This window comes from Bisbaumannia pacifica, assembly GCF_007989625.1.
Taxonomy (GTDB): Bacteria; Pseudomonadota; Gammaproteobacteria; order Pseudomonadales; family Halomonadaceae; genus Bisbaumannia; species Bisbaumannia pacifica.
This window is the reverse complement of sequence record NZ_BJUK01000012.1, coordinates 24,153-45,743: the sequence shown is the minus strand read 5'-3', so window position 1 is coordinate 45,743 and position 21,591 is coordinate 24,153. Positions and strand designations below refer to the sequence as shown.

Sequence of the window (21,591 nt, the reverse complement as noted above, 5' to 3'; positions counted from 1 at the left end):
AGGCGGTGTTCGCCTCCCGTGACATCCAAGGAGTGTCTCGATGAAGAAGACCGGCAAGATTCGCGATAATGCCCTCAAGGCGACGCTACGCACCCCGCTGTTCAAGCAGCGGCGCGAGATCCCCAAGAAGGGCAAGGGCAGCTACTCCCGCAAGGGGCGGGCGCCTCGCCAAGCGGCCTGAGCCGGCCGTTTCGCCAGGCGCCTGTCCCGTTACTCCCCCTGCACTACCCCGGCGTCACGCTTCCCTATGAGGCCCTCCATGGAGGGCCTCGTAGATTTTCGGCGTCGGGTCGATCAGCGTCGCGCGCCGCGCCAGTCGGCGGTGCTCAGCCGATAGAGGCAATGAGGGCGCAGCGGGTGGCCCGGGGGCAGGGCGGGGTGCTCGAAGATGGCGTCGTGGCGCATGCCGAGCCGCGCCATCAGCGCTTGGGAGCGGCGATTGCCGAGGGTGGTGAAGGAGACCACCTCGTCGAGCCCCAGCGAGTCGAAGGCCACCGTCAGGGCGGCCTCGGCCGCCTCCCGGGCATAGCCGTGTCCCCAATGGGGCCGCGCCAGGCGCCAGCCAATCTCCACGCAGGGCGCGAAGGGCAGGTCGTCCCGGGGAATATGCAGTCCCACGAAGCCGATAAAGGACGCCGGTAAGGACGCCGCCGTCTTTATCTCCACCGCCCAGAAGCCCCAGCTCCGCTCGGCGATCAATCCACGCATGCGCTCGGCCATGGCATCGCTCTCGGCGCGGCTCAGCGGCGCCGGGAAGTGCGCCATCACCTCCTGGTCGGCATTGAGGGCGGCGAAGGGCCCCAGGTCGCTCTCCCGCCACTGGCGCAGCCGCAGGCGCGGCGTCTCGGGTTCGATAAGAAAATTTTCGGATGACATGGTGCCCTGAATGCCAATTCATGAGGCTCTAGCCGGCAAGCCGAGTCCACCTCTGCTGAGTAGGGTGAAAACCAGGCGCTGTATTGAGCGCAAGCAGCGCTCCACCCTTCGTTGCCGGCCTGGGTGGCCGGTTTGTATAACAAGCACAAAAAGGTAAGCCAAATGACCCAGCGAAAACAAGAGAACGATCTCGACTATGCCGAGGGGCCAGTGCCGGAATCTGGGCGCATGCCCCGTGGTAATTTGATGATGGCCTGGTGGGCGGTCTGCAGTGCCATCTTCTACCTGGTTGTCGCCGCCGCCATGGCACGCCACTACGGCACTGCTAATGCCTTGATCGGAATTGTTTTAACGGTATTAGCCTATGGTGCCATCAATGTGGTGATCAGCCGCTACGCCATGCGTACCGGGTTGACCGTGGCGCTCTTCTCCAAGGTGCTGTTTGGCCATTTCGGAGCCATGGTGGCCACCTTGATCTTCTTTGCCACTGCCCTCTACTACGCGGTCTTCGAAGGCTATGTCATGGCCCTGGTATTGGCCGAATGGAGTGGCTCTCTCTCCATGGCAATGGCCACCGCTATTGTGGTGGTGCTAGGGGTCTCGCTGATTTTTGGTAGCGTGCAGCATTGGCTGGACAAGTTTAATGGGGTGTTGCTGCCAGTCTATGTTGTGGGAATGTTGATCGCCGTGGGGATGGCGATCAGTGAGTTTGGGTATCCTGCTGATTGGCTGGCGCGTGTGCCGGACGGTGGAGCCCCTACCTTTGGGTGGTTGCACACTTTTGCCTACTATATGGGCGTCTGGGTGTTGATGATGTTTACCTTTGACTATGCGCGTTTTGGTCGCCCTAAGGATGTGCTCTTTCATTCACGAATCACCTTTGGTGTGCCGTTCTATTTAATGGCGTTCCTGTTCAGCGGGGTAGTGGGTATCCTGCTCGACTCCATGATTCCCATCGGCGGATTATCCGAAGCCTCTATCGTGCTGGGGCTGCTGGAGTTGATGGGGGTGGGTGGCCTGCTACTGGTATGGGTAACGCAGAGCCGGATTAATACCGCCAACTTCTATCTGGCCACGGTCAACTTCGAATCCTTGGTTCGCAAGGTGACAGGCCGGCGACTGGGTAAGGTGTTAGCTGGTTGCCTGATTGGTGCCATGGCCTATGGCTTGATGATGGCAGATGTCTTTACTTATCTGCTTCAGGCGTTGGCCTATCAGGGGGTGTTCGTGGTGGCCTGGGTGGGTGTGGCCCTAGCGCATATTATATCGCCCACCTATCAGAGCCGCTTTCAGGGCCATGTGGAGCTGGATAATGCTCATATTCCGGCTTTCAACCCTTGTGGTCTTCTGGCCTGGGGGGGAGCGATCCTGGTGGGCATAGTGTTGATGCAGTTACCTACCTTGGTTGGCTTCTCAGCCCCAGTGACCTTTTTCTGCTCTTACCTCCTCTATGAACTGGGACTGCGCCGGGCCAATCCGGCCTGGTACATGGCGAGTCTGCTCAAGGAGTGATTGTCGCTTGATACGTTGCGGCCGGAGTCCTGGGCTTCGGCAGTATTTTTTGTGCCGAAAAAAGCCGCCCAAGGGCGGCAAGTAGAGGCGCGACGCGGCTCTCCACGCGTCGCGTCACCCGGTTCCAGCTTAACCGACGAAGCCCCCTAAGGATTGGCGTTAAGTGCACCCGGGATTGGTTGGATGGGAGTGCACGCAACGTCAATTCACTGCTCGCCAGATAGCAAGCTCCGAGACCTGACGGACCGTAGTGTAGAGGACATGGCCTCGGCCATCGGTGTCATCGACGCGCGTCGTGATATCGCAAGGCTCACAACGACAATATCGGAGTCCCATATGTCGACCATTGATCCCATCACGCTGGCCGTGGTCAGGGGAGCGCTGGAAACCGCCCAGCGAGAGATGACCCTGACTCTGGAGAAGACCGGCCGCTCCAGCGTCTTCAATCTCGCCCATGACTACTCCAATGCTCTCTTCGACCACCTGCCAGAAATGATCCTCCAAGGGCAGGATATTCCGATTCATCTAGGTTCCCTGATTCCTGCCATGAAAGCTGTTGCGGGCTTCTATGGTGAAGACATCGCCGAGGGCGATGTTATCTACCACAATGATCCGGCCTATAAGGGCAGTCATATCATCGATTGCTGCATGTATAAGCCGGTCTTCTTTCGAGGCGAACTGGTGTTCTGGACGGTGTGCAAGGGCCACCTCACCGATATCGGTGGACCGGTGCCGGCGGGTTACAACCCGGATGCCAAGGAGATCTATGCGGAGGGGCTGCGTATCCCCCCGGTCAAGTTATGGGAGAAGGGAAAGCGGCGCGAGGACGTGATCAACCTGCTGCTGACCAATATGCGGGCACGCGAGAGTCAGGAAGGCGACCTTAACGCTCAGTACGGCGCCTGTCGCGTGGGGGAGCGTCACTTGCTGGCGTTGCTGGAACGCTATGGGGTGGATACCGTCAAGGCTGCCATTGCCGAACTCAAGGCCATGGCGGACCGCCAGATGCGCAGCCTGATTCGCCAAGTGCCAGATGGTGACTACTTTGGCAAGGCCCGGTTGGAAGATTCCGGCCATGGTCTCGGTGATCTCGAGATCACCGCCCATGTATCGGTACGCAATGATGAAGTAGCAATTCACATCGATAGCCCACCCCAGGTGCCCTATTTCATCAACTCCTACGAGGGAAACTCCATGTCCGGGGTGCTGCTGGGACTGATGATGTTTGCCCAGTTGCCGCCTCCCTACAACGAAGGGCTTTACCGCTGCGTCAGTATCGATATGGGGCCACCGGGCACTCTGTGCAATGCCACCGAGCCGGCTCCGCATGCCAACTGCACCACTACGCCCATGGAGACCCTGACCGACGCGGTACGCCTGGCCTTCGAGCAGGCCGCTCCGGATCGGGTCAGTGCTTCCTGGGGACATGCCAGCGGCATCAATATTGCCGGCAAGGATCCACGGCGAGGTGATGACCAGTACGTCACCATGGTGCTGGCCTCGATCATCTCCGGTGCGGGCGCGACCCGGGGAATGGATGGCTGGCACTCCCGTGGACCGTTGTGCTGCTTCGGTGCCCTGATGTCGGGAGATATCGAGCTACTGGAATACTCCTATCCGATCCTGATCCACCGCTATGGACTAGTGCCCGACAGCGGCGGCGCCGGCGAGCGACGCGGTGGCTCCGGGACCTGGTTGGAGATCGAGCCCCTGGATCACGTGATGACTACCGTTGCCTTCGGCGAGGGACGACAGTATCCCACTGCCGGTGCCGCAGGTGCCCGGAATACCCTGATCGAGCCCAAGCTGGGGCGCCTTGTCCATCGTCATGGCGACGGTAGTGAGACCGCCTATGACCATAACGCCATGCTGGAGATCGCCCCCGGTGAGCGTGTGATCAATATCAATCCTGGCGGTGGCGGCTTCGGAGATCCCTTTACCCGCCCCGTGGAGGAGGTGCTCGATGACATAACGAATGGTCTGGTCTCTCGCGAGGGAGCCCGGCTCGACTATGGGGTGATCGTGACTGCCAGTGGTGAACTCGACATCGAGGCTACCCACCAGCAGCGCCAAGCCGGCTGATCCTGAGGAGGACACAACAATGAAACATGACTATCGACTGGGCATCGACGCCGGCGGTACTTTTACCGACTTTATTATCGCTGATCGGGAGGGCCGGGTGAGGCTGTTCAAGAGCCCATCCACGCCTGAGGATGGCACCAAGGCGATCCGGGCCGGTCTGGCGCAGATCGCCGATGCCCTGGGCAAGCCTGCCGCTGAGATCGTCGCCAATGCCGATCTCTGCATCAATGGCACCACCGTCGCCCTGAATGCCTTGATTGAACGTCAGGGCGTCAAGGTGGGGCTGCTCTGTTCGGCGGGGCACGAGGATAGCCTGGAGATTCGGCTTGGACACAAGGAAGACGGTTACCGCTACGATCCGGAATACCCCCCGGCGCACATGCTGGTGCCACGCCATCTGAGGCGCCCGATCGGTGGACGAATCCTGAGCGATGGCCGTGAACGGGAGCCGCTCGACGAGGCAGCGATTCGCGAGGCGCTGGGTTATTTCCGCGATCAGGGAGTCGAGGCGGTGGCAATCTCCTTCCTCTGGTCGGTGACCAACCCGGATCACGAGGCTCGCGCCCTGGCCCTGGTGCGTGAGCTCTTACCCGAAGTGTTTGTCTGTGCCGGCAGTGAAGTCTATCCCCAGGTGCGTGAATACACCCGAACTTCTACGACGGTGGTCAATGCTTACCTGAGTCCGGTGATGCAGCGCTATGTGTCGCGCATTGATGCCCTCTTCGAGGAGCTGGGAGCGCGTCATCCTGTGCAGTACTTCCAGTCCAATGGAGGTCTGGCCCAGGGCAAGATGATGAGCGAGCGTGCGGTAACCGCCATCAACTCTGGTCCTGCGTCGGCCCCCCAGGCTGGGCTTCATGTGGCACGGCCCTTCGGGATCGACAACGTTATCACCGTGGATATGGGGGGGACTTCCTTCGACATCACCCTGACCCGGGGAGGGCAGACCAACTTCAGCAAGGATGTGGACTTCCTGCGCTACCGCATTGGCGTACCGATGATCCAGGTGGAAACCCTGGGTGCGGGCGGGGGCTCCATCGCACACCTTAACGATCAGGGCATGCTCCAGGTGGGGCCGCGCAGCGCCGGGGCGACCCCAGGACCGGTCTGCTATGGCAAGGGTGGGCAGGAGCCCACGGTCACCGATGCTAACCTGGTGCTCGGTTACCTGAACCCGGACGCCGTGCTGGGCGGTACGGTATGTCTGGATCGAGAGGCGGCTTATCAGGCGATATATGACAAGGTGGCGAAGCCGCTGGGTATCAGCGTAGAGCGGGCCGCCTTCGGTATCTCGACGCTGGTTAATCTCAATATGGTCAACGGCATTCGCCGAGTCTCGGTGGAGCAGGGTTATGATCCCCGCGATTTTGCCCTGATTGGAGCCGGCGGCGCTGCCGGTATGCACCTGGTTCGCCTGGCCGACGAGATGGGGATTCGCCAGGTGCTGGTGCCGAAGGTCGCCTCGGGGTTGTGCGCCTTTGGTCAGATCATCTCCAACGTTCAGTACGAGAAGCTTTCCTCGTTGCCGTTGCCCCTGGATGAGGATGAGGCTCATCGCGATGTACTCAATGAGCGGTTAGCGTCATTGCGAGACCAGGGAGTGGAGCAACTGCGGCAGGATGGTTTCGAACGTAACGAGATCGATTGTCACTATCGACTCGAGATTCGCTACCTTGGCCAGATTCACGAGTGCACCGTGGAGCTACAGTCCGATCGTCTGGATGCTCAGGGCTGGCAAGATCTCAAGGCCGCCTTCCATGATCGCCATGAGGCACTTTATTCCTATAGTGAGCCACATAGCGCCATCGAACTGGTCAACCTGGAGTGCTCGGTGGTGGGGTGGGTGGCGCCGCCGCAGATGCCGGAACTCGCGCCGCGTGGTCTCGATCTGGAGCAGGCCCGCAAGGGACAGCGTGATATGCTCTTCGACGAGAGTGGCGATTGGACGCTCGCCCCAGTCTACGATGGTGAGAAGCTCGATCCGGATCTCTGTATTCGCGGACCGGCGGTGATTGAGGAACCGACAACCAATATCGTCATACCGCCCGGTTGGCGTGCGAGTCTGACCCGCGCGGCCACTTATCTGTTGACCCCAGGTGAGGGCGAATAAGGCATCATGGATGGCAAGACGTGGGGGCGCATTGGCGCCCCCCGACCTCATAACAACAAGAGTGACGAGGTGACCCATGACTCTAGAGGCACAAGCCATCGAGGCTCGAGATCAGTGGTCTCGCATGGTATCGACGACCTATTTCCCACTGACGCTGAACTATGGTGACGACCAAGGCGGGTTTCAGGGCTCTCTCAAAGTATGGAAAGCGGATAACGACGGCTTTTCTCTCTCTCGCTTATGCTCTGACCGTCTTGAGTATGCGCGTAATGAAACGCAGATCGCTGATGACAGCGAGTCTTCTTTCTTGGTGACCATTCCCCAGCACACCAGCGTTTATTTCGATCAGCATGGGCGTACCCTGCGCTGCCGCCCCGGTGGCTTTATCGTCGAGCAGGGGGATGCGCCCTATCGCTTCGGTTATGAGCATCGTAATGCCATGTGGGTCTTCAAGGTACCCGGCGAAGCGATGCAGTATCGAGTACGGCGTCCCGAGCGTTACTCTCAGCACTGTTTCGACGCCGAGAGGGGGATGGGGCGGGCCTTCGTCGAGTTCCTGATGATTTGTGCCGAGCGATATGAAGAGTGTTCACCGGGAGATCGCAATCGTCTCTTCGAGCAGGCGTTGGGCATGTTGTCTCTAGTGCTCGAGCAGGATGAGCGGGTACTGAATAGCGAGCAGTCTCACCTCAAGACGGCCCATTTGATGCGTATCGAACGCTTTATCGCCAGTCAGCTCGGCAACCCTGAGTTGGATCCTGCCCTGGTGGCTGTCCACAGCGGCATCTCGCTGCGTTACTTACACAAACTTTTCTCCGAGACCGGCCATACCGTTAACGAATGGATTCGTCGCCAGCGCTTGGAGGCGGCACGCCGAGACCTCTGTGATGCGGCCTGTGGTATCACCATTGGCGAGATCGCCTACCGCTGGGGGTTCTCGGATCAGGCACAATTTTGTCGCGCCTTCCGACGCCATTTCGGTTGCTCTGCCAGCGAGATGCGTCGCCGTATACTGATCGATTAACCATAGATGAGATCTTATCGGCCCGAGGGCCGGCGATCGCCGGCCCTCGGGGACTCGCGGTCGATCGTTACAGCTGGGCGAGAATGGTCTCGGCGCTGCTCTTGTCGACGCCCTTCTCGTCGACGCCCAGGTACTCCACCACGCCGTCGTTGGCGATCAGCGCATAGCGCTGGCTGCGCACGCCCAGGCCGGCGGCGGTGAGGTCCTTGCTCAGGCCGATGGCCTCGGCGAAGTCGGCGCTGCCGTCGGCCAGCATGGTGATGGCCTGGGCGTTTTGGTCCTTCTGCCAGGCGTCCATCACGAAGGCGTCGTTGACCGAGGTGCAGACGATGGCGTCCACGCCCTTGGCGAGGATCTCGTCGGCCTTGATCACGAAGCCCGGCATATGGGTATTGGAGCAGCCCGGGGTAAAGGCGCCGGGCACGGCGAAGAGCACGACCTTCTTGCCGGCGAAGAGGGCGTCGGTGTCGATGTCCTTGGGGCCCTGGGCGCCGTTGGTCTTGAGGGTCAGGTTGGGCAGCGTGTCGCCGATGGCAAGACTCATGTCGGGGATCCTTCTCGTCGGTGGAATCGATCGCGCCATGGGGATAGGCCCCTGGCGGGACCAATGTAGCAGGGCCGGCGCCTTCCGGCGAAGCCCGAGACTACTCCTGTCGGGCGAAGGCGGCGAAGACCTCGGCGCCGGTCATCTGGTGGGTGGCATTGGCGAAGTCGTAGAAGGCGGGCTTCTCGTCGATAAAGATCTCGGCCTCGAAGCACCAGGCGCGGCCGTCGTCGATCAGGCCCACCGGCACGGCGATATGCTCGCCGGAGGTGAGGCGATAGAAGAGGTGAGTGCCGCAGCGGCCGCAGAATCCGCGCTCGGCCCATTCCGAGGAGGCATAGGTGGTGACGTGCTTCTCGCCGTGCAGTGTCATCGCCTCCACCGACTCCAGGGCCAGCAGGGGGCCGCCGCCCCAGGTACGACACAGGTTGCAGTGGCAGGCGCCCACCTTGGCGTTGCCCAGGCTCAGCTCCAGGGTCACGGCGCCGCACAGGCAGCGACCACTCGCGGTGATGGACATCTCGCTCTCCTCCATGATCGGGCGTTGGCCCTGTAGTGTAGCTCAGCGGTAGCCCTTGGCCTGGAGGCGGAACAGTCGGGCGTAGCGGCCGTCCCGGGCCAGGAGTTCGGCGTGGGTGCCGCGCTCGAGGATGCGGCCGCGGTCGATCACCAGGATCTGGTCGGCGGCGCGCACCGTGGAGAAACGGTGGGAGATCAGGATCGTCATCTTGTCGCGGCTGTGCTCGCGGAAGCGGGCGAAGACCTCGGCCTCGGCGGCGGCGTCCATGGCCGCGGTGGGCTCGTCGAGCACCAGGATATCGGCCTCCTCGCGCATATAGGCCCGGGACAGGGCGATCTTCTGCCACTGGCCGCCGGAGAGCTCCTGGCCGCCCTTGAACCAGCGCCCCAACTGGGTGCGGTAGCCGCCGCCGAGGCGCTCGATAAAGGCGTCCGCCAGGCCCAGGCGGGCGGCGGCCTGCCAGCGGGCCTCGTCCTCGAAGGCGGCCACGTCGCCGACCCCCAGGTTCTCACCCACCTGCAGCTGGTAACGCACGAAGTCCTGGAAGATCACCCCGACGCGCCGGCGCAGGGCCCGCACGTCCCAGTCGCGCAGGTCGCTGCCGTCGAGCAGGATGCGCCCCGCCGAGGGCGGGTAGAGCCGGGTCAGCAACTTGATCAGGGTGGTCTTGCCGGAGCCGTTCTCGCCGACCAGGGCCAGGCTCTGGCCCGGGCGCAGGTGCAGGTCGATACCCGCCAGCACCGGGGTCTCGGCGCCGGGGTAGGTAAAGGCGACCCCCTCGAAGCGGATGCCGTCGCCGGGAAGCACGCCCGCGGTCAGGGTGCCGGCGTCGCCCTCCACCGGCTGCTCCAGGTACTCATAGAGATTGGAGAGGTAGAGGTTGTCCTCGTACATGCCGCCGATGGCGGTGAGCCCCGCCGAGAGGGCCGCCTGGCCCTGCTTGAAGACCATCAGGTACATGGTCATCTCGCCCAGGGTCAGGGCACCGCCCACCGTCTCGATCACCACCCAGGCGTAGGCGCCGTAGAAGGCCAGGGTGCCCAGCAGGCCGAGCAGGAAGCCCCAGCTGTCGCGGCGAATGGTCAGGCGGCGATCCTCGCCGTAGAGAGTCTCGAAGATGCCCCGATAGCGGCCCAGCAGCAGTGGTTCCAGGCCGAACAGCCGCACCTCCTTGATGCTGTCCTCGCGGGCCAGCACCGTCTCCAGGTACATCTGCATGCGGGTCTGGGGCGAGCGCCAGCGGAACAGCCGGAAGGCGTCGCCGGAGAACTTGGCCTCGGAGAGGAACACCGGCAGGGCCCCCACCACCAGGATCAGCAGCGCCCAGGGCGAGAAGCCCACCAGCAGTACCCCGAAGCTGACCAGGGAGATGCCGTGCTGGCCCAGGGCGAAGGTCTTGTTGACCAGCGCCAGGGGGCGGGTAGAGGCCTCGCGGCGGGCCCGGGTCAGTTGGTCGTAGAGCTCCGAGTCCTCGAACTGGGCCAGTGACAACTGCCCCGCCTTCTCGAGGATCATCACATTGACCTTGTGCCCGAGCTGGGCGCGCAGCAGCGACTGCTGGGCGGAGAGGCCGCGCTGGGCCAGGGCGATCAGGGCGATCACCCCGGCCTCGGCCAGCACATAGCGCAGCACCGGCCAGAGGCTCTCGAAGGTCGGCGCCTGGCCGCCCTCCCGATGCGCCGCCATGGCCGCCACCACCGCATCGACGATCAACTGGCCGAGCCAGGCCGCCACCGCCGGCAGCACCCCGGCCACCAGGGTGCAGACCGCCAGGCCCAGGGTCAGCGGCCGCGAGGTCTCCCACACCAGGCGGATCGCCCGGCGACTGTAACGGAAGACGCCGAAGAAGCCGGCGAAGGGATTGGCGGGGGGCGTGGGCGGGGACGGGGCCGACAAGGCGAGGACTCCGGCAGTTAGAAGGGCCGAGTGTAGCAGAGCCCAGCGTGAGAACGCCGCCGGTCGAGTCAGCCGGCCTTGCCGCTGAGGACCGGGACTATCCTGGGGGCAGACCATCGCGGGGAGAGAACCCTGGCGAGCGAGCCTGCCTCTGGCATCATAGGGTTTGTCTATCATCAATGTCCCGAGGGGGTGACGCTTGGATCATCGTCAACTCGCTTTCCTGGCGGCCCTGGCCCGGGAGCGCCATTTCGGCCGCGCCGCCGCGGCCTGCCATGTCACCCAGCCGACCCTCTCGGCACGGCTGCGCGGCCTGGAGGAGGAACTGGGGGTGCAGTTGGTTCGCCGTGGGCGCCGCTACGAGGGCCTGACCCCGGAGGGGGAGCGGGTGTTGAGTCATGCCCGGCGCATCCTCGGTGAGTTCGAGGCGTTGCGCGGCGAGCTGGCCCCCGACGCGCCCCTCACCGGTCGGCTGACCCTGGGGGTGATTCCCACCGCGCTGGGCGCCCTGGCCACGTCGCTGGCCGGCCTGCGGGCGACTCACCCGCGGCTGCGGGTGCGCCTGCGCGAGCTGGCCACGCCGCGCCTGGCCCAGGGACTGGAAAACGGTGAGCTGGACCTGGTGCTGGGCTACCTCGATGCCCCCGCCATGGCCGGTTTCGCCCATCGCCCCCTCCTCGAGGAACGCCCGGCGTTGCTCGCCTCGCCACACCATTTCCGCCTGCCCGAGAGGCCCGACTGGGCGTGTCTGGGGGACTATCCGCTCTGCCTGCTGACCCCGGAGATGCATAACCGCCAACTGCTGGCGGCGCGGCTCCAGTCACCGGGCGAGTCCCTGGAACCCCAGCTGGAGGCCAACTCCATCGCCGCCCTGCTGGCGCTGGTAGGGGCCGGGCTGGGGGTCGGCGTGTTGCCGGAGGCATGCCTGCCGGCCACCGTTTCCGGAATCTGTGCCCGGCGACTGCCGGGACCGGGAGATCGGATCGGCCTGCTGTGGCGGCCCCAGCGCCCGCGCAGTCGCCTGCTGGAAGAGGTGTTGGCGACCTGGCCGACCTCCCCCTGAGGTCGTTTGATAGATGACATCTATGATGGGATCGCCAGCCTCCATTGGCGAGTGAGCAACGCCCTTGGGTAGGCTGCCGTCATCCGTTGCTGTCCCCGGGGCGACCCCTGATGCCTATCACCGCGACCTCTCTTGTCACGACTCCGGCGCCTGGCACGGCGCCATTCCGGCGCCGTGCCCGCTTGGATGGTGCCGCGACCTACCGGGATAGCCGCCGGCGGCCGCTGCGCGACCAGAACGGTCCCTGTGAAGCGCCCCTGACCCTGCTGCTCAACGACAGCCCCATGGCGACCCTGCTGGCGACCCCGGAGGCTCTGGAGCCGCTGGCCCTGGGGCATGCCTATACCGCCGGCTGGATCGGTCGGGCCGACCAGGTCACCGAAGTGCGCCTGGCCCGGCTGCGCCATGGGTTGGCGGTGCATCTCTCGGTGGCGCCGCGGATCGAGGCCCAGGCCCTGGCACTGCGTCGCGCCGCCCCCTCGCTTTCCAGCTGCGGCGCCTGTGGGCTGGCCGAGGAGGGGCAACTGCTGGCCGGACTGCGGCGCCTGCCGGCGCGACCGCCCCTGGCGGCGGCGGCCCTGTGGCGTGGCCTGGAGGCGCTGAGCGCGCACTCGGCGCCGGGCCAGCATCTCGCCCTGGGCCTGGACGCGCGGGGCCGCCTTCTGGCCCTGGGGCGGGATATCGGTCGCCATAACGCCCTGGATCGGGTGATCGGCGAAGGGCTGCGTCGGGGCAGCGATCCGGGGCGGCACTTCGCGGCCCTGCTGGTTTCCAGCCGCTGCAGCCTGGAACTGGTGCACAAGGCGGTGCGCGCCGGCATCTCCACCCTGGCCACCCTGGCGCTGCCCTCCGATATGGCGGTTGAGGTGGCCCGGGGCTGTGACCTCAACCTGATCTGTTGCCACCGCGGGCGCGATCTGGAACTGCTTAGCGGCCAGGCCCCCGATACCCCAGAGAACCTGTTATGAGCCAAGTCGACACCACGCCCGAGGCGGCACTTCCCTTGACCGAGGAGCGCCTGGCCGGCACGCCTTCGCTAGCCCCCTATGCCGGCCCGGCCGGTGGCTGGGGCGCGCTGAAGAGCGTCGGCCGACAACTGGCGCGCAGCGGCGCGCCGCTGACCGGGGTGCGAGCGCTGCTGGCGATGAATCAGGCCGACGGCTTCGACTGCCCGGGCTGCGCCTGGGGCGACCCGACCCATGGCGCCGCCTTCGAGTTCTGTGAGAACGGCGCCAAGGCGGTGGCCTGGGAGGCCACCGCCAAGCGGGCGGGTCGTGACTTCTTCGCCCGCCATACGGTGAGCGAGCTGCTGGGCTGGGACGACTGCCGCCTGGAGGCCCAGGGTCGCCTCGTCGAGCCCCTCTGCTATGACGCCGCCACGGATCGCTACCGGCCCATCGGCTGGGACGCCGCCTTCGCGCTGATCGCCGAGCGCCTGGCGGGTCTCGACGACCCGGATCGAGCGCTCTTCTACACCTCGGGGCGGGCCAGCAACGAGGCCGCCTACCTCTACCAGCTGTTCGTGCGCCTGTTCGGCACCAACAACTTCCCCGACTGCTCCAATATGTGCCACGAGGCCAGCGGCCTGGGCATGATGGCGAGCTTGGGGGTGAGCAAGGGCACGGTACGCCTGGAGGACTTCGAGGCGACGGATGCCATCTTCGTGCTCGGTCAGAATCCCGGCACCAATCATCCGCGGATGCTGGGGGACCTGCGCCGGGCGGCGGAGCGGGGCGCCACCATCGTGGCCATCAACCCCCTGCGCGAACGCGGCCTGGAGCGCTTCGCCGATCCCCAGCGCAAGGTCGAGATGCTGCACGCCGGCAGCCACCCCATCGCCGGCCACTATGTGCAGCCGCGGCTGGGTGGCGACATGGCGCTGCTGCGCGGCCTGGCCAAGGCGCTCTTCGCCAGGCAGGCGGCTGGGACCTTCACCCCGGATCGCGCCTTTATCGAGGCCCATACCCGGGGCTACACGGCCTGGCGGGAGGCGGTGCAGGCCTGCGACTGGGCGACGCTGGAGGCCCAGGCCGGGGTTGACCGCGAGGAGATGGAACGGCTGGCCGAGATCTACGCCGACGCGCCGCGGGTGATCATCACCTGGGCCATGGGTATCACCCAGCACGAGCACTCGGTGGCCACGGTGCGCGAGATCATCAACCTGCTGCTGCTGGGCGGCCATATCGGCCGCGTCGGGGCCGGTGCCTGTCCGGTGCGCGGCCACTCCAATGTGCAGGGCGATCGCACCATGGGCATCGACGAGACGGCGCCGACTTGGCTGCTGGAGGCCCTGGAGGCGCGCTACGGGGTGCCCATGCCGCGCGATCCCGGGCTCAATACCAAGGGCGCCCTGCAGGCCCTGGAGGCGGGAGAGGCCGAGGTCTTTATCGGCCTGGGCGGCAACTTCGCCCGGGCCACTCCGGACACGCCGCGCACCGAGGCGGCCCTGCGCTGCGCCGGGCTGACGGTACAGATCAGCACCAAGCTCAACCGCAGCCACCTGATCACCGGGCGGGAGGCACTGATCCTGCCCTGCCTGGGGCGCAGCGAGATCGATCGCCAGGGCCCCGAGGGGCGGTCCCAGCGCATTAGCGTCGAGGACTCCATGTCGGCGGTGCATGCCAGCGCCGGACGCCTGACGCCGGCCTCGCCCGAGCTGCGCTCGGAGCCGGCCATCGTCGCCGGGATCGCCGCGGCGACCCTGGCCCGGGTGCTGCCGCGCCGCGGCATCGATCCGGGGGTGGTCGATTGGGCGGCCCTGGTGGCGGATTACGACCGCATCCGCGACGAGATCGCCGCGGTGATTCCCGGCTTCGCGGACTTCAACGCCCGCCTGGCGGCGCCCCGGGGCTTTGTCCTCGACAACCCGGCCCGCCAACGCGACTTCCTCACCGCCACCGGGCGCGCCGAATTCGCCGCCGGTGCCCTGCCCGAGGCGGTGATGCACCAGCGCCTGGCCGGGCGCCCGGGCTGGCTGACCCTGCAGACCCTGCGCAGCCACGACCAGTACAACACCACCGTCTATGGCTATGACGACCGCTATCGCGGGGTCAAGGGGCAGCGCCGGGTGCTCTTCGTCAATCCCGACGACCTGGCGCGGCTGGGGCTGCGTGCCGGCGATTGGGTGGACCTGCTGGGTGAGCCCTATCAGGGAGAGGAGCAGGGAGAGAGGCGGGGCGAGCCGCGCCGGGCGCCGGCTTTCCGCCTGGTGGCCTACGACACCCCGCCGGGCTGCTGCGCCGCCTACTACCCGGAGACCAATGCGCTGATGCCCCTGGAGCGGGTAGGTGAGGGCAGCGATACCCCGGTGGCCAAGGCGGTGGCGGTGCAGCTGGTGCCCAGCCGCCGCCTGGCGTAATGGTGAGGTCAGCGGCGATGCAGCCAGGGCGAGACCCGGCGCACCACCCGCGGCATCACCAGATAGACCACCAGGGCGACGATGGTCGCCGCCACCAGCCCGTGGCGCAGGCCCCAGGTCTCGAGGACCGGCGCCACCCGGAACAGCGGCCACCAGAGCAGCGGCACCAGGATGGTCAGGGGCCAGATCACCGCGGTGGTGATCAGCCACTGCTTCCAGCGCACCGGCACCTTGGCGCCGGACTCCGGGGGCGTGAACCAGTAGTCGATGCCGCTGAGGATCTCCAGGCGTTCGTCCTGGGCGAGCTCCGGCTGGATCACCGCCAGCAGCTCGCGGCGCTCGTTGGACTCCCGCCAGCGCTGGGCATCCGCCTCGCCGGCGAAGCGCACCGCGATCTCGTAGTCCTGGCCCTGGGCCTGCGGGCGCAGAATATGCACCCCCTGATGGCCGGGGAAGCGTCCGGCGGCCTCGATGATCTGGCGCAGCCAGGTCTCGTAGCGTTCCTGGGCCTGGGGCCTGATGCGGTGATGGATGCGCAGGGTGGCGCCCTCGCAGTGGGCACCGTCCCGGGGCTGGGGCGCGTCGCTCATGGGCTCTCTCCACTGGCGTCATCGTCGGGGTGCAGGCGATCCAGGGTGCTGACCAGTCGCCGGCAGAGGGCATCGAGGCGCTCGCGCACGGCTTGCTCCTCCAGGTCGCCGTCCTCGCCGAAGGCCTGGGCGGCGCGCGGCAGGGCCAGGGGGTTGGGCAGCACCATCACCCCCAGGTTACCCAATAGCTGGCGGGTCAGGCCCAGGCTGCGCATGCCGCCCAGGGCGCCCGGGGAGGCGGCCACCACCGCCGCCACCTTGTCGGCGAACAGGGCCAGGCCGCTGCGCTCGCCGTCGGGGCGGGTCATCCAGTCCAGGGTGTTCTTGAGTAGCGGGGTGGGAAAGCCGTTGTACTCCGGCGAGGCGATCAGCAGCCCCTGGTGCTCGGCGAGCAGGGCCTGCAGGCGCCGGGCCTGGGCCGGCAGGCCCTCGGCGGCCTCCAGGTCGCCGTCGTAGAGGGGCAGGGGGTAGTCCTTGAGGTCGATCCGGGTGACCCGGGCGCCGTGGCGCTCCAGGCACGCGGCGGCGAGCCGCGCCAGGTGGCTGTTATGGGAGCCGCGCCGGGTGCTGCCGGCGAAGACCAGAATGCGGGGGCTGTCGCTCATGGGGCCTCCTTGGCTGGGGTCGAGAAGAGAATCAGGCTTTCCAGGGCAGCGGCGGGGGCGTCAGCCGCGGGCCGTCGAACTCGGGAATGCTGCCGAAGCGCGGACTCTCGGCCTCCCAATCGCGCTGGGCCTCGCTGATCTCCGCCTTGCTGTGGCCGACGAAGTTCCACCAGATCAGGATCTCCTCGCCCAGGGGCTCGCCGCCCACCAGCAGCACCCGGCCGCCGGCGGGTAGCGTCACCGTGACCTCGTCGCGGCCGCGGCCCAGGTAGGCCAGTTCATGGGTGGCGAAGGTGTCGCCCTCGACCTCCAGGTCGCCCTCCAGGGGCAGCAGGCCGTATTCGAAGTCCGCGCGCAGCGGCAGGCGCAACTGGCTGCCCCGGGGGCTGGTCAGGTCGAGGGCCACCAGCGGCGAGAAGGTCAGGGTCGGCGCCCGGTGGCCGGCGAACTCGCCCACCAGCAGAGTCAGCTCGGTGCCTTCCTCGTGCCAGCGCGGCAGGCTCGGGTAGTGATCGAAGCGCGGGTCGGTGGCGCGGTCGGCCTCGGGCAGGGCGATCCATAGCTGGGCGGCGTGGAGGGTCGCCTCGCCGGAGAGCGACTCCTCGGTATGGCTGATGCCACGGCCGGCGGTCATCAGGTTGACCGGGCCGGGGCGGATCACCTGGGCGGTGCCCAGGCTGTCGCGATGGAGGATCTCGCCCTCGATCATCCAGGTGAAGGTCTGCAGGCCGATATGTGGATGGGGCCCGACCCTGAGGCCGGGGTCGTCCGCCGCGAAGTCGGCCGGGCCGATATGGTCGAGGAAGCACCAGGCGCCGATCAGCCGACGCTGGCGGCGGGGCAGAGCGCGGTTGACGGGGATGCCGCCCACCTCGGCGCTATGCGGCGTGACGTGCTGCACTTGACGCTTGCCATCGACGATGGGGCAGTCGAGGGAGCTGGCGAGCTCGCGTTCGTTGACGAGATTGCTCATGATCCGGGTTTCCTGACGGTCAAGGGAGAAGGCTCGGCCCTTAGCATAGGCCCTATGGGGCCTTGCCAGGGGCCGAGCCCTCGACGCTCTACCGACGCCCGGCCAGGGCGCGGGTCCTGCCCTGGCCGGTTGTCGTTTAGCCCAGCTGGTTCTGCTGCGAATAACTCTGCATCAGGTTGGCATAGGCGGGCAGGTGGCCGGCCAGCAGGCCGCCGAAGCCTTCGATATCGTTGCGCCAGTCGCGGTGCAACTCGCAGCCCACCCCGAACCAGGTCATCAGCTGGGCGCCGGCCTGGGACATGCGATCCCAGGCGGCGTCCCGGGTGGTCTGGTTGAAGGTGCCGGAGGCGTCGGTGACGACGAAGACCTCATAGCCTTCCTCCAGGGCCGAGAGCGTCGGGAAGGCCACGCACACCTCGGTGACCACCCCGGCGATCAGCAGCTGCTTCTTGCCGGTGGCCTTGATGGCGGCGACGAACTCTTCGTTGTCCCAGGCGTTGATCTGCCCGGGGCGGGCGAAGTAGGGGGCCTGGGGGAACATCTCCTTGAGTTCCGGGACGATGGGGCCATTGGGGCCGGTCTCGAAGCTGGTGGTGAGGATGGTGGGGATATCGAAGAACTTGGCGATATCGGCCAGGGCCAGGACGTTGTTCTTGAAGTCGTCCGGGCTGTAGTCGCGCACCAGTGACAGCAGGCCGGCCTGATGGTCCACCATCAGCAGGGCCACATCATCCTTGTCGAGTCGATTGTAGGTATAGGACATGGTCGTTCTCCCTTCTTGGTCGTCGGGGGCTGCCCGGCGCCTAGCGCCGGGCGGGGATGGGCACATGAGTCGACTCATGCTCCCCTCGGGTTGCCGAACTTCCCGGTCTGGAAGTCGGCAAAGGCTTGGCGTAACTCGGTCTCGTGATTCATCACGAAGGGGCCTCGACCGGCTACCGGCTCGTTGAGGGGCTCGCCGCTTAGCAGCAGTAGCTTGGCGTCGTTATTGGCTTCCAGGTGGAGGGCCTCGCCGCGGCGCTCGAAGGCGACGACGCTCGCGTCGCGGACGATGCGCTCGCCGTTGACCAGCACGGTGCCCTCGAGTACCACCAGCAGGGTGGTATGCCCCTCGGGGATCTCGAGGGTGGCATCGCCGCCGGCCACCAGGCGCAGATCCCAGACATTGATCGGGGTGAAGGTACGCGCCGGGCCCTCTCGATCAAGATAGCGGCCCGCCACCACCCTGACCTGGCCGGCGTCATTTTCCAGATCAATCCGCGGGATCTCGCCGTCGAGTAGGGTCTGGTAGGCCGGCGGGGCGGACTTGTCCCGCGCCGGCAGGTTGACCCATAGCTGCACCATCTCCAGGGTGCCGCCCGTCTCGGCGAAGACCGGGGCGTGGTACTCCTCGTGGATGATGCCGGCACCGGCGGTCATCCACTGCACGTCGCCCTCGCCGATCCGGCCGCCGTGCCCCGCCGAGTCGCGGTGCTCCAGGGCCCCATGGTAGACCAGGGTCACGGTCTCGAAGCCCCGGTGGGGGGGGGGCCCACGCCACGGCGGTAGCGGGTCGGCTCGAAACGGTGGGGCCCGGCATGGTCGAGCAGCAGGAAGGGGCTGAGGTGCTCGGCGCCCAGGCGGTCGTAGCCGAAGAGGGTGCGCACCGGGAAGCCATCGCCCACCCAATGGCCGTGCGGGGCACCGTATACTGCCTGGATCTTTTTCATCAGTTGGCTCCTATCAAGGGGGAGAAGCGCCGTCTCCCGATGATGGGAAGCCTATTTAAAGAACGATGACTCCGCTAGATGGCTAATATAACACCCAGCGTTTCGATAATAGGACAATAGGATGCAGGATCTCAATGACCTCTACTACTTCGTCCAGGTGGTGGACCATGGCGGCTTCGCCCCGGCCGGGCGTGCCCTGGGCATTCCCAAGTCGAAGCTGAGCCGGCGTATCACCCAGCTCGAAGAGCGCCTCGCCACCCGGCTGATCCAGCGCTCCACCCGGCACTTCTCGGTCACCGAACTGGGCCAGGCCTACTATCGCCACTGCCTGGCCATGCTGGTGGAGGCCGAGGCCGCCGAGGAACTGATCCAGCGCCATCACGCCGAGCCCCAGGGCATGGTGCGACTGAGCTGCCCGCCCAGCGTGCTGCACTACCTGATCACGCCGCTGCTGGTGCGCTTCATGGCGCGCTGCCCCAAGGTGGAGGTGCAGGTGGAAGCCACCAGCCGGCGGGTGGACGTGATCAAGGAGGGCTTCGACCTGGCGATCCGGGTACGCTTCCCGCCCCTGGAGGACTGCGACCTGACCATGAAGGTGCTGGCATCGAGTCCCCAGCGGCTGATGGCCGCCCCCGAGCTGTTTGCCGAGCGGCCACGGCCGCGCAGCCCGGCGGATCTCGCCGAGCTGCCGAGCCTCGACTTCGAGCAGTATGATCATCGCCACTGCTGGGACCTGGTGGGCCCCGAGGGCGCCAGCGCCCAGATTCCCCATCGACCGCGGCTGGTCACCGACAGCGCCGAGACCCTGCATGCCGCCGCCCTGAAGGGGCTCGGGGTGGTCAAGCTGGGGCTATTGGTGGGGGCCCAGGATATCCAGGCGGGGCGCCTGATCGATGTGTTGCCGGGCTGGGAGCCCCGGGGCGGCATCCTGCATGCGGTCTTCCCTTCCCGGCGGGGCCTGTTGCCGGCGGTGCGGGCGCTGCTCGACTTCCTGGACGAGCAGATCAGCGAGGAGGATTTCGCCACCCCGGAGGCGCTGATCAACGCGGGTGGTGCGTCCTGACGGACCAACGAAAACCGCCGCCCGGAGGCGGCGGCTGGCAATGGTAGCGGGGATCAGTGCAGCGAGAGGGCGCCGGCGCCGCTCTCCTCGCCCAGCGCCTCGCGGTAGGCCTGGGCCTCCTCGGCCTCGACCTCGGGGGAGAAGCGCACCAGCAGGGCGCAGGAGGCCAGCACCAGGACCGCCAGGCCCAGGTAGAAGAGCCCCTGCTGGTAGCTGATGGCCTCGGCGCGGAACAGGAAGGCCGCGGCCACCGCCCCGACGTTACCGCCGGCGCCGACGATGCCGGCCACGGCGCCGATGGCCTGCTTATTGATGAAGGGCACCACGCCATAGGTGGCACCCTCGGCCATCTGCACGAAGAGGCTGAACACCAGCATGATGCCGATGGCGTAGGAGAGCACGTGCATCTGCGAGAAGCCGATCAGGGCGATGCCCTCGCAGAGCAGGGCGATAAAGAGCCAGCGCACCCGGCCCTTGAGGCCGCCCTGGCGGGCGAAGAGATCGGAGAAGACGCCGCCCAGGGTGCGGGCGAAGAGATTCATCAGCCCGAAGAGCCCGGCGATCATGCCGGCGGTGGCGAGCGTCAGGTCGAAGTGATCGAAGAAGTAGATGGCGGCGATATTGTTGATGGTCAGCTCGACCCCGAAGCAGGCGGCATAGACCAGGAACAGGGCCCAGACGCGAATGTCCTTGGCGGCGGCCAGGAAGCTCCGGCCGGCGCCGTGCTCGCCGTTGGCCTCGGCCAGCTCGCCGCGCTCGCGGAGCTCGTCGAAGTTGCCGTCCGGGGCGTCCTGGGTGAAGCGGTAGTAGGCGATGCCGGTGATAAAGAGCACCACCCCGGGCACCACCATGGCCAGTCGCCAGCCCAGGGTCTCGCTGACGCCGAGTATCAGCAGGCCGGAGAAGATCAGCGGCATCAGGATCTGGGTGGTACCGCCGCCCAGGTTGCCCCATCCCGCCGAGGTGGCGTTGGCGGTGCCCACCACATTGGGGGCGAACATCATGGTGGTGTGGTACTGGGTGATGACGAAGGCGGCGCCGATAGCGCCGATGGCCAGGCGGGCTAGCAGGAAGGTCTCGAAGCTGTCGGCCAGGCCGATGCTCATCACCGGGAGCGAGCCCAGCAGCAGCAGGCCGCTATAGGCCTTGCGGGGACCGATCTTGTCGCACAAGACGCCGATCGCCAGGCGCACGATCACGGTGATGAGTACCGAGGCGATGATGGTATTGCCGATCTGGGTCTGGGTGAGGGCCAGGTCCTCGCGCACCACCGCCATCAGTGGGGCGATGCCGAACCAGCCGAAGAAACACAGGTGGAAGGCGAACCAGGAGAAGTGGAAGGCGCGCATCTGTGGGGTATTGAAGCTGAACAGGCGAATCCTGTTGGCCTTATTGCGAAGTTCCATGGGCAGTGACCTCGTCGGATGAGCGGGTTCGAACATCGCGGCATGGCAGGCGGCCGTGGCCACTGCCCTGTCGCGCCTTCATCGTTGAAGGGCGGTTCGACGCACTCGTACTCCGCGGAGCCTGGTCTACGCCTACCAGTCGGGTACCTGAACTTTGCAACTCCTTTGCCGTTATCGGTCTTATGCTTTTGTTTCAGTGGTTTGGGAAAGAATGGCGTGGGGCGTGGGGCGAGGGGCATGGGCCAGGGTGGTGCAGCCGG

At 66.1% G+C, this 21,591-nt stretch carries 20 protein-coding genes; 9 read left to right on the top strand and 11 right to left on the bottom strand.

Translation table 11 applies throughout. From position 1 onward, the window contains the following. Positions 1-40 precede the first annotated feature (40 nt). Positions 41-181, top strand: coding sequence for an alternative ribosome rescue factor ArfA (gene arfA, locus HPA02_RS07085; RefSeq protein ID WP_146802390.1), 141 nt, complete (start codon positions 41-43; stop codon positions 179-181). A 113-nt stretch (positions 182-294) separates the two neighbouring features. Here arfA and HPA02_RS07080 read toward each other — a convergent pair whose 3' ends face one another. Continuing rightward, positions 295-876 (bottom strand): GNAT family N-acetyltransferase, encoded by a 582-nt coding sequence (locus HPA02_RS07080; RefSeq protein WP_146802389.1) that lies wholly within the window; start codon positions 874-876, stop codon positions 295-297. Positions 877-1,038: 162 nt separating this feature from the next. On the opposite strand from HPA02_RS07080, the gene HPA02_RS07075 reads away from it, so the two are divergent. From HPA02_RS07075 to HPA02_RS07060, 4 genes are all read left to right on the top strand, one after another. Further along, positions 1,039-2,388: a purine-cytosine permease family protein gene (locus HPA02_RS07075; protein ID WP_146802388.1), complete on the top strand. Its 1,350-nt coding sequence runs from the start codon at positions 1,039-1,041 to the stop codon at positions 2,386-2,388. 336 nt (positions 2,389-2,724) lie between these two features. Then, entirely contained in the window at positions 2,725-4,470 is a 1,746-nt protein-coding gene (gene capB, locus HPA02_RS07070) for a caprolactamase subunit beta (protein ID WP_146802387.1), read from the top strand. 19 nt (positions 4,471-4,489) lie between these two features. Beyond that, entirely contained in the window at positions 4,490-6,580 is a 2,091-nt protein-coding gene (gene capA / locus HPA02_RS07065) for a caprolactamase subunit alpha (protein ID WP_146802386.1), read from the top strand. 76 nt (positions 6,581-6,656) lie between these two features. Further along, a complete protein-coding gene (locus HPA02_RS07060) occupies positions 6,657-7,604 on the top strand; it encodes a helix-turn-helix transcriptional regulator (RefSeq protein ID WP_146802385.1) in 948 nt (315 codons plus the stop codon). Positions 7,605-7,671: 67 nt separating this feature from the next. On the opposite strand, the gene HPA02_RS07055 is transcribed toward HPA02_RS07060, so the two are convergent. From HPA02_RS07055 to HPA02_RS07045, 3 genes are all read right to left on the bottom strand, one after another. Beyond that, positions 7,672-8,148: a peroxiredoxin gene (locus tag HPA02_RS07055; RefSeq protein WP_146802384.1), complete on the bottom strand. Its 477-nt coding sequence runs from the start codon at positions 8,146-8,148 to the stop codon at positions 7,672-7,674. Between the two features lie 100 nt (positions 8,149-8,248). Continuing rightward, positions 8,249-8,668 (bottom strand): GFA family protein, encoded by a 420-nt coding sequence (locus HPA02_RS07050; RefSeq protein WP_146802383.1) that lies wholly within the window; start codon positions 8,666-8,668, stop codon positions 8,249-8,251. Between the two features lie 42 nt (positions 8,669-8,710). Then, complete coding sequence (locus HPA02_RS07045) at positions 8,711-10,564, bottom strand: ABC transporter ATP-binding protein (protein ID WP_244945879.1); 1,854 nt, start codon at positions 10,562-10,564, stop codon at positions 8,711-8,713. 199 nt (positions 10,565-10,763) lie between these two features. On the opposite strand from HPA02_RS07045, the gene HPA02_RS07040 reads away from it, so the two are divergent. The 3 genes from HPA02_RS07040 (at position 10,764) to HPA02_RS07030 (ending at position 14,985) form a co-directional block, all read left to right on the top strand. Beyond that, the gene (locus tag HPA02_RS07040) at positions 10,764-11,627 is read left to right on the top strand and encodes a LysR family transcriptional regulator (protein ID WP_146802381.1); all 864 of its coding nucleotides are present in this window, start codon (positions 10,764-10,766) and stop codon (positions 11,625-11,627) included. A gap of 182 nt (positions 11,628-11,809) precedes the next feature. Next, complete coding sequence (locus tag HPA02_RS07035) at positions 11,810-12,595, top strand: formate dehydrogenase accessory sulfurtransferase FdhD (protein WP_244945878.1); 786 nt, start codon at positions 11,810-11,812, stop codon at positions 12,593-12,595. Continuing rightward, the gene (locus HPA02_RS07030; protein ID WP_146802379.1) at positions 12,592-14,985 is read left to right on the top strand and encodes an FdhF/YdeP family oxidoreductase; all 2,394 of its coding nucleotides are present in this window, start codon (positions 12,592-12,594) and stop codon (positions 14,983-14,985) included. The genes HPA02_RS07035 and HPA02_RS07030 overlap by 4 nt, the downstream gene beginning before the upstream one ends. Before the next feature lie 8 nt (positions 14,986-14,993). Here the strand turns inward: HPA02_RS07030 and HPA02_RS07025 are convergent, their stop codons facing one another. From HPA02_RS07025 to HPA02_RS18410, 6 genes are all read right to left on the bottom strand, one after another. Beyond that, positions 14,994-15,575 (bottom strand): antibiotic biosynthesis monooxygenase, encoded by a 582-nt coding sequence (locus HPA02_RS07025; protein ID WP_146802378.1) that lies wholly within the window; start codon positions 15,573-15,575, stop codon positions 14,994-14,996. Further along, the gene (locus tag HPA02_RS07020) at positions 15,572-16,180 is read right to left on the bottom strand and encodes an NADPH-dependent FMN reductase (protein ID WP_146802377.1); all 609 of its coding nucleotides are present in this window, start codon (positions 16,178-16,180) and stop codon (positions 15,572-15,574) included. The genes HPA02_RS07025 and HPA02_RS07020 overlap by 4 nt, the downstream gene beginning before the upstream one ends. A 31-nt stretch (positions 16,181-16,211) precedes the next feature. Next, positions 16,212-17,153 carry a pirin family protein gene (locus HPA02_RS07015; RefSeq protein WP_146802376.1) on the bottom strand — a complete coding sequence of 314 codons (942 nt, stop codon included), beginning with the start codon at positions 17,151-17,153 and terminating at the stop codon, positions 16,212-16,214. Positions 17,154-17,289: 136 nt separating this feature from the next. Then, positions 17,290-17,916 carry an isochorismate family cysteine hydrolase YcaC gene (gene ycaC, locus HPA02_RS07010; RefSeq protein WP_146802375.1) on the bottom strand — a complete coding sequence of 209 codons (627 nt, stop codon included), beginning with the start codon at positions 17,914-17,916 and terminating at the stop codon, positions 17,290-17,292. A gap of 74 nt (positions 17,917-17,990) precedes the next feature. Further along, on the bottom strand, positions 17,991-18,656 hold the full coding sequence (locus HPA02_RS07005) for a pirin family protein (protein WP_244945877.1): 666 nt from the start codon (positions 18,654-18,656) through the stop codon (positions 17,991-17,993). Beyond that, positions 18,653-18,862, bottom strand: a complete 210-nt coding sequence (locus HPA02_RS18410) for a hypothetical protein (RefSeq protein ID WP_244945876.1) — start codon at positions 18,860-18,862, stop codon at positions 18,653-18,655. The genes HPA02_RS07005 and HPA02_RS18410 overlap by 4 nt, the downstream gene beginning before the upstream one ends. Before the next feature lie 121 nt (positions 18,863-18,983). On the opposite strand from HPA02_RS18410, the gene HPA02_RS07000 reads away from it, so the two are divergent. Further along, the gene (locus HPA02_RS07000) at positions 18,984-19,925 is read left to right on the top strand and encodes a LysR substrate-binding domain-containing protein (RefSeq protein WP_146802374.1); all 942 of its coding nucleotides are present in this window, start codon (positions 18,984-18,986) and stop codon (positions 19,923-19,925) included. A gap of 53 nt (positions 19,926-19,978) precedes the next feature. On the opposite strand, the gene HPA02_RS06995 is transcribed toward HPA02_RS07000, so the two are convergent. Next, positions 19,979-21,331, bottom strand: coding sequence for an MFS transporter (locus HPA02_RS06995; protein WP_146802373.1), 1,353 nt, complete (start codon positions 21,329-21,331; stop codon positions 19,979-19,981). Between the last annotated feature and the right edge of the window lie 260 nt (positions 21,332-21,591).

Bases quoted from the DNA above. Each gene is read 5' to 3' on its own strand.
- arfA (WP_146802390.1), top strand. From the start codon at position 41: ATGAAGAAGACCGGCAAGATTCGCGATAATGCCCTCAAGGCGACGCTA.
- HPA02_RS07080 (WP_146802389.1), bottom strand. From the start codon at position 876: ATGTCATCCGAAAATTTTCTTATCGAACCCGAGACGCCGCGCCTGCGG.
- HPA02_RS07075 (WP_146802388.1), top strand. From the start codon at position 1,039: ATGACCCAGCGAAAACAAGAGAACGATCTCGACTATGCCGAGGGGCCA.
- capB (WP_146802387.1), top strand. From the start codon at position 2,725: ATGTCGACCATTGATCCCATCACGCTGGCCGTGGTCAGGGGAGCGCTG.
- capA (WP_146802386.1), top strand. From the start codon at position 4,490: ATGAAACATGACTATCGACTGGGCATCGACGCCGGCGGTACTTTTACC.
- HPA02_RS07060 (WP_146802385.1), top strand. From the start codon at position 6,657: ATGACTCTAGAGGCACAAGCCATCGAGGCTCGAGATCAGTGGTCTCGC.
- HPA02_RS07055 (WP_146802384.1), bottom strand. From the start codon at position 8,148: ATGAGTCTTGCCATCGGCGACACGCTGCCCAACCTGACCCTCAAGACC.
- HPA02_RS07050 (WP_146802383.1), bottom strand. From the start codon at position 8,668: ATGTCCATCACCGCGAGTGGTCGCTGCCTGTGCGGCGCCGTGACCCTG.
- HPA02_RS07030 (WP_146802379.1), top strand. From the start codon at position 12,592: ATGAGCCAAGTCGACACCACGCCCGAGGCGGCACTTCCCTTGACCGAG.
- HPA02_RS07025 (WP_146802378.1), bottom strand. From the start codon at position 15,575: ATGAGCGACGCGCCCCAGCCCCGGGACGGTGCCCACTGCGAGGGCGCC.
- HPA02_RS07020 (WP_146802377.1), bottom strand. From the start codon at position 16,180: ATGAGCGACAGCCCCCGCATTCTGGTCTTCGCCGGCAGCACCCGGCGC.
- HPA02_RS07015 (WP_146802376.1), bottom strand. From the start codon at position 17,153: ATGAGCAATCTCGTCAACGAACGCGAGCTCGCCAGCTCCCTCGACTGC.
- ycaC (WP_146802375.1), bottom strand. From the start codon at position 17,916: ATGTCCTATACCTACAATCGACTCGACAAGGATGATGTGGCCCTGCTG.
- HPA02_RS18410 (WP_244945876.1), bottom strand. From the start codon at position 18,862: ATGAAAAAGATCCAGGCAGTATACGGTGCCCCGCACGGCCATTGGGTG.
- HPA02_RS07000 (WP_146802374.1), top strand. From the start codon at position 18,984: ATGCAGGATCTCAATGACCTCTACTACTTCGTCCAGGTGGTGGACCAT.
- HPA02_RS06995 (WP_146802373.1), bottom strand. From the start codon at position 21,331: ATGGAACTTCGCAATAAGGCCAACAGGATTCGCCTGTTCAGCTTCAAT.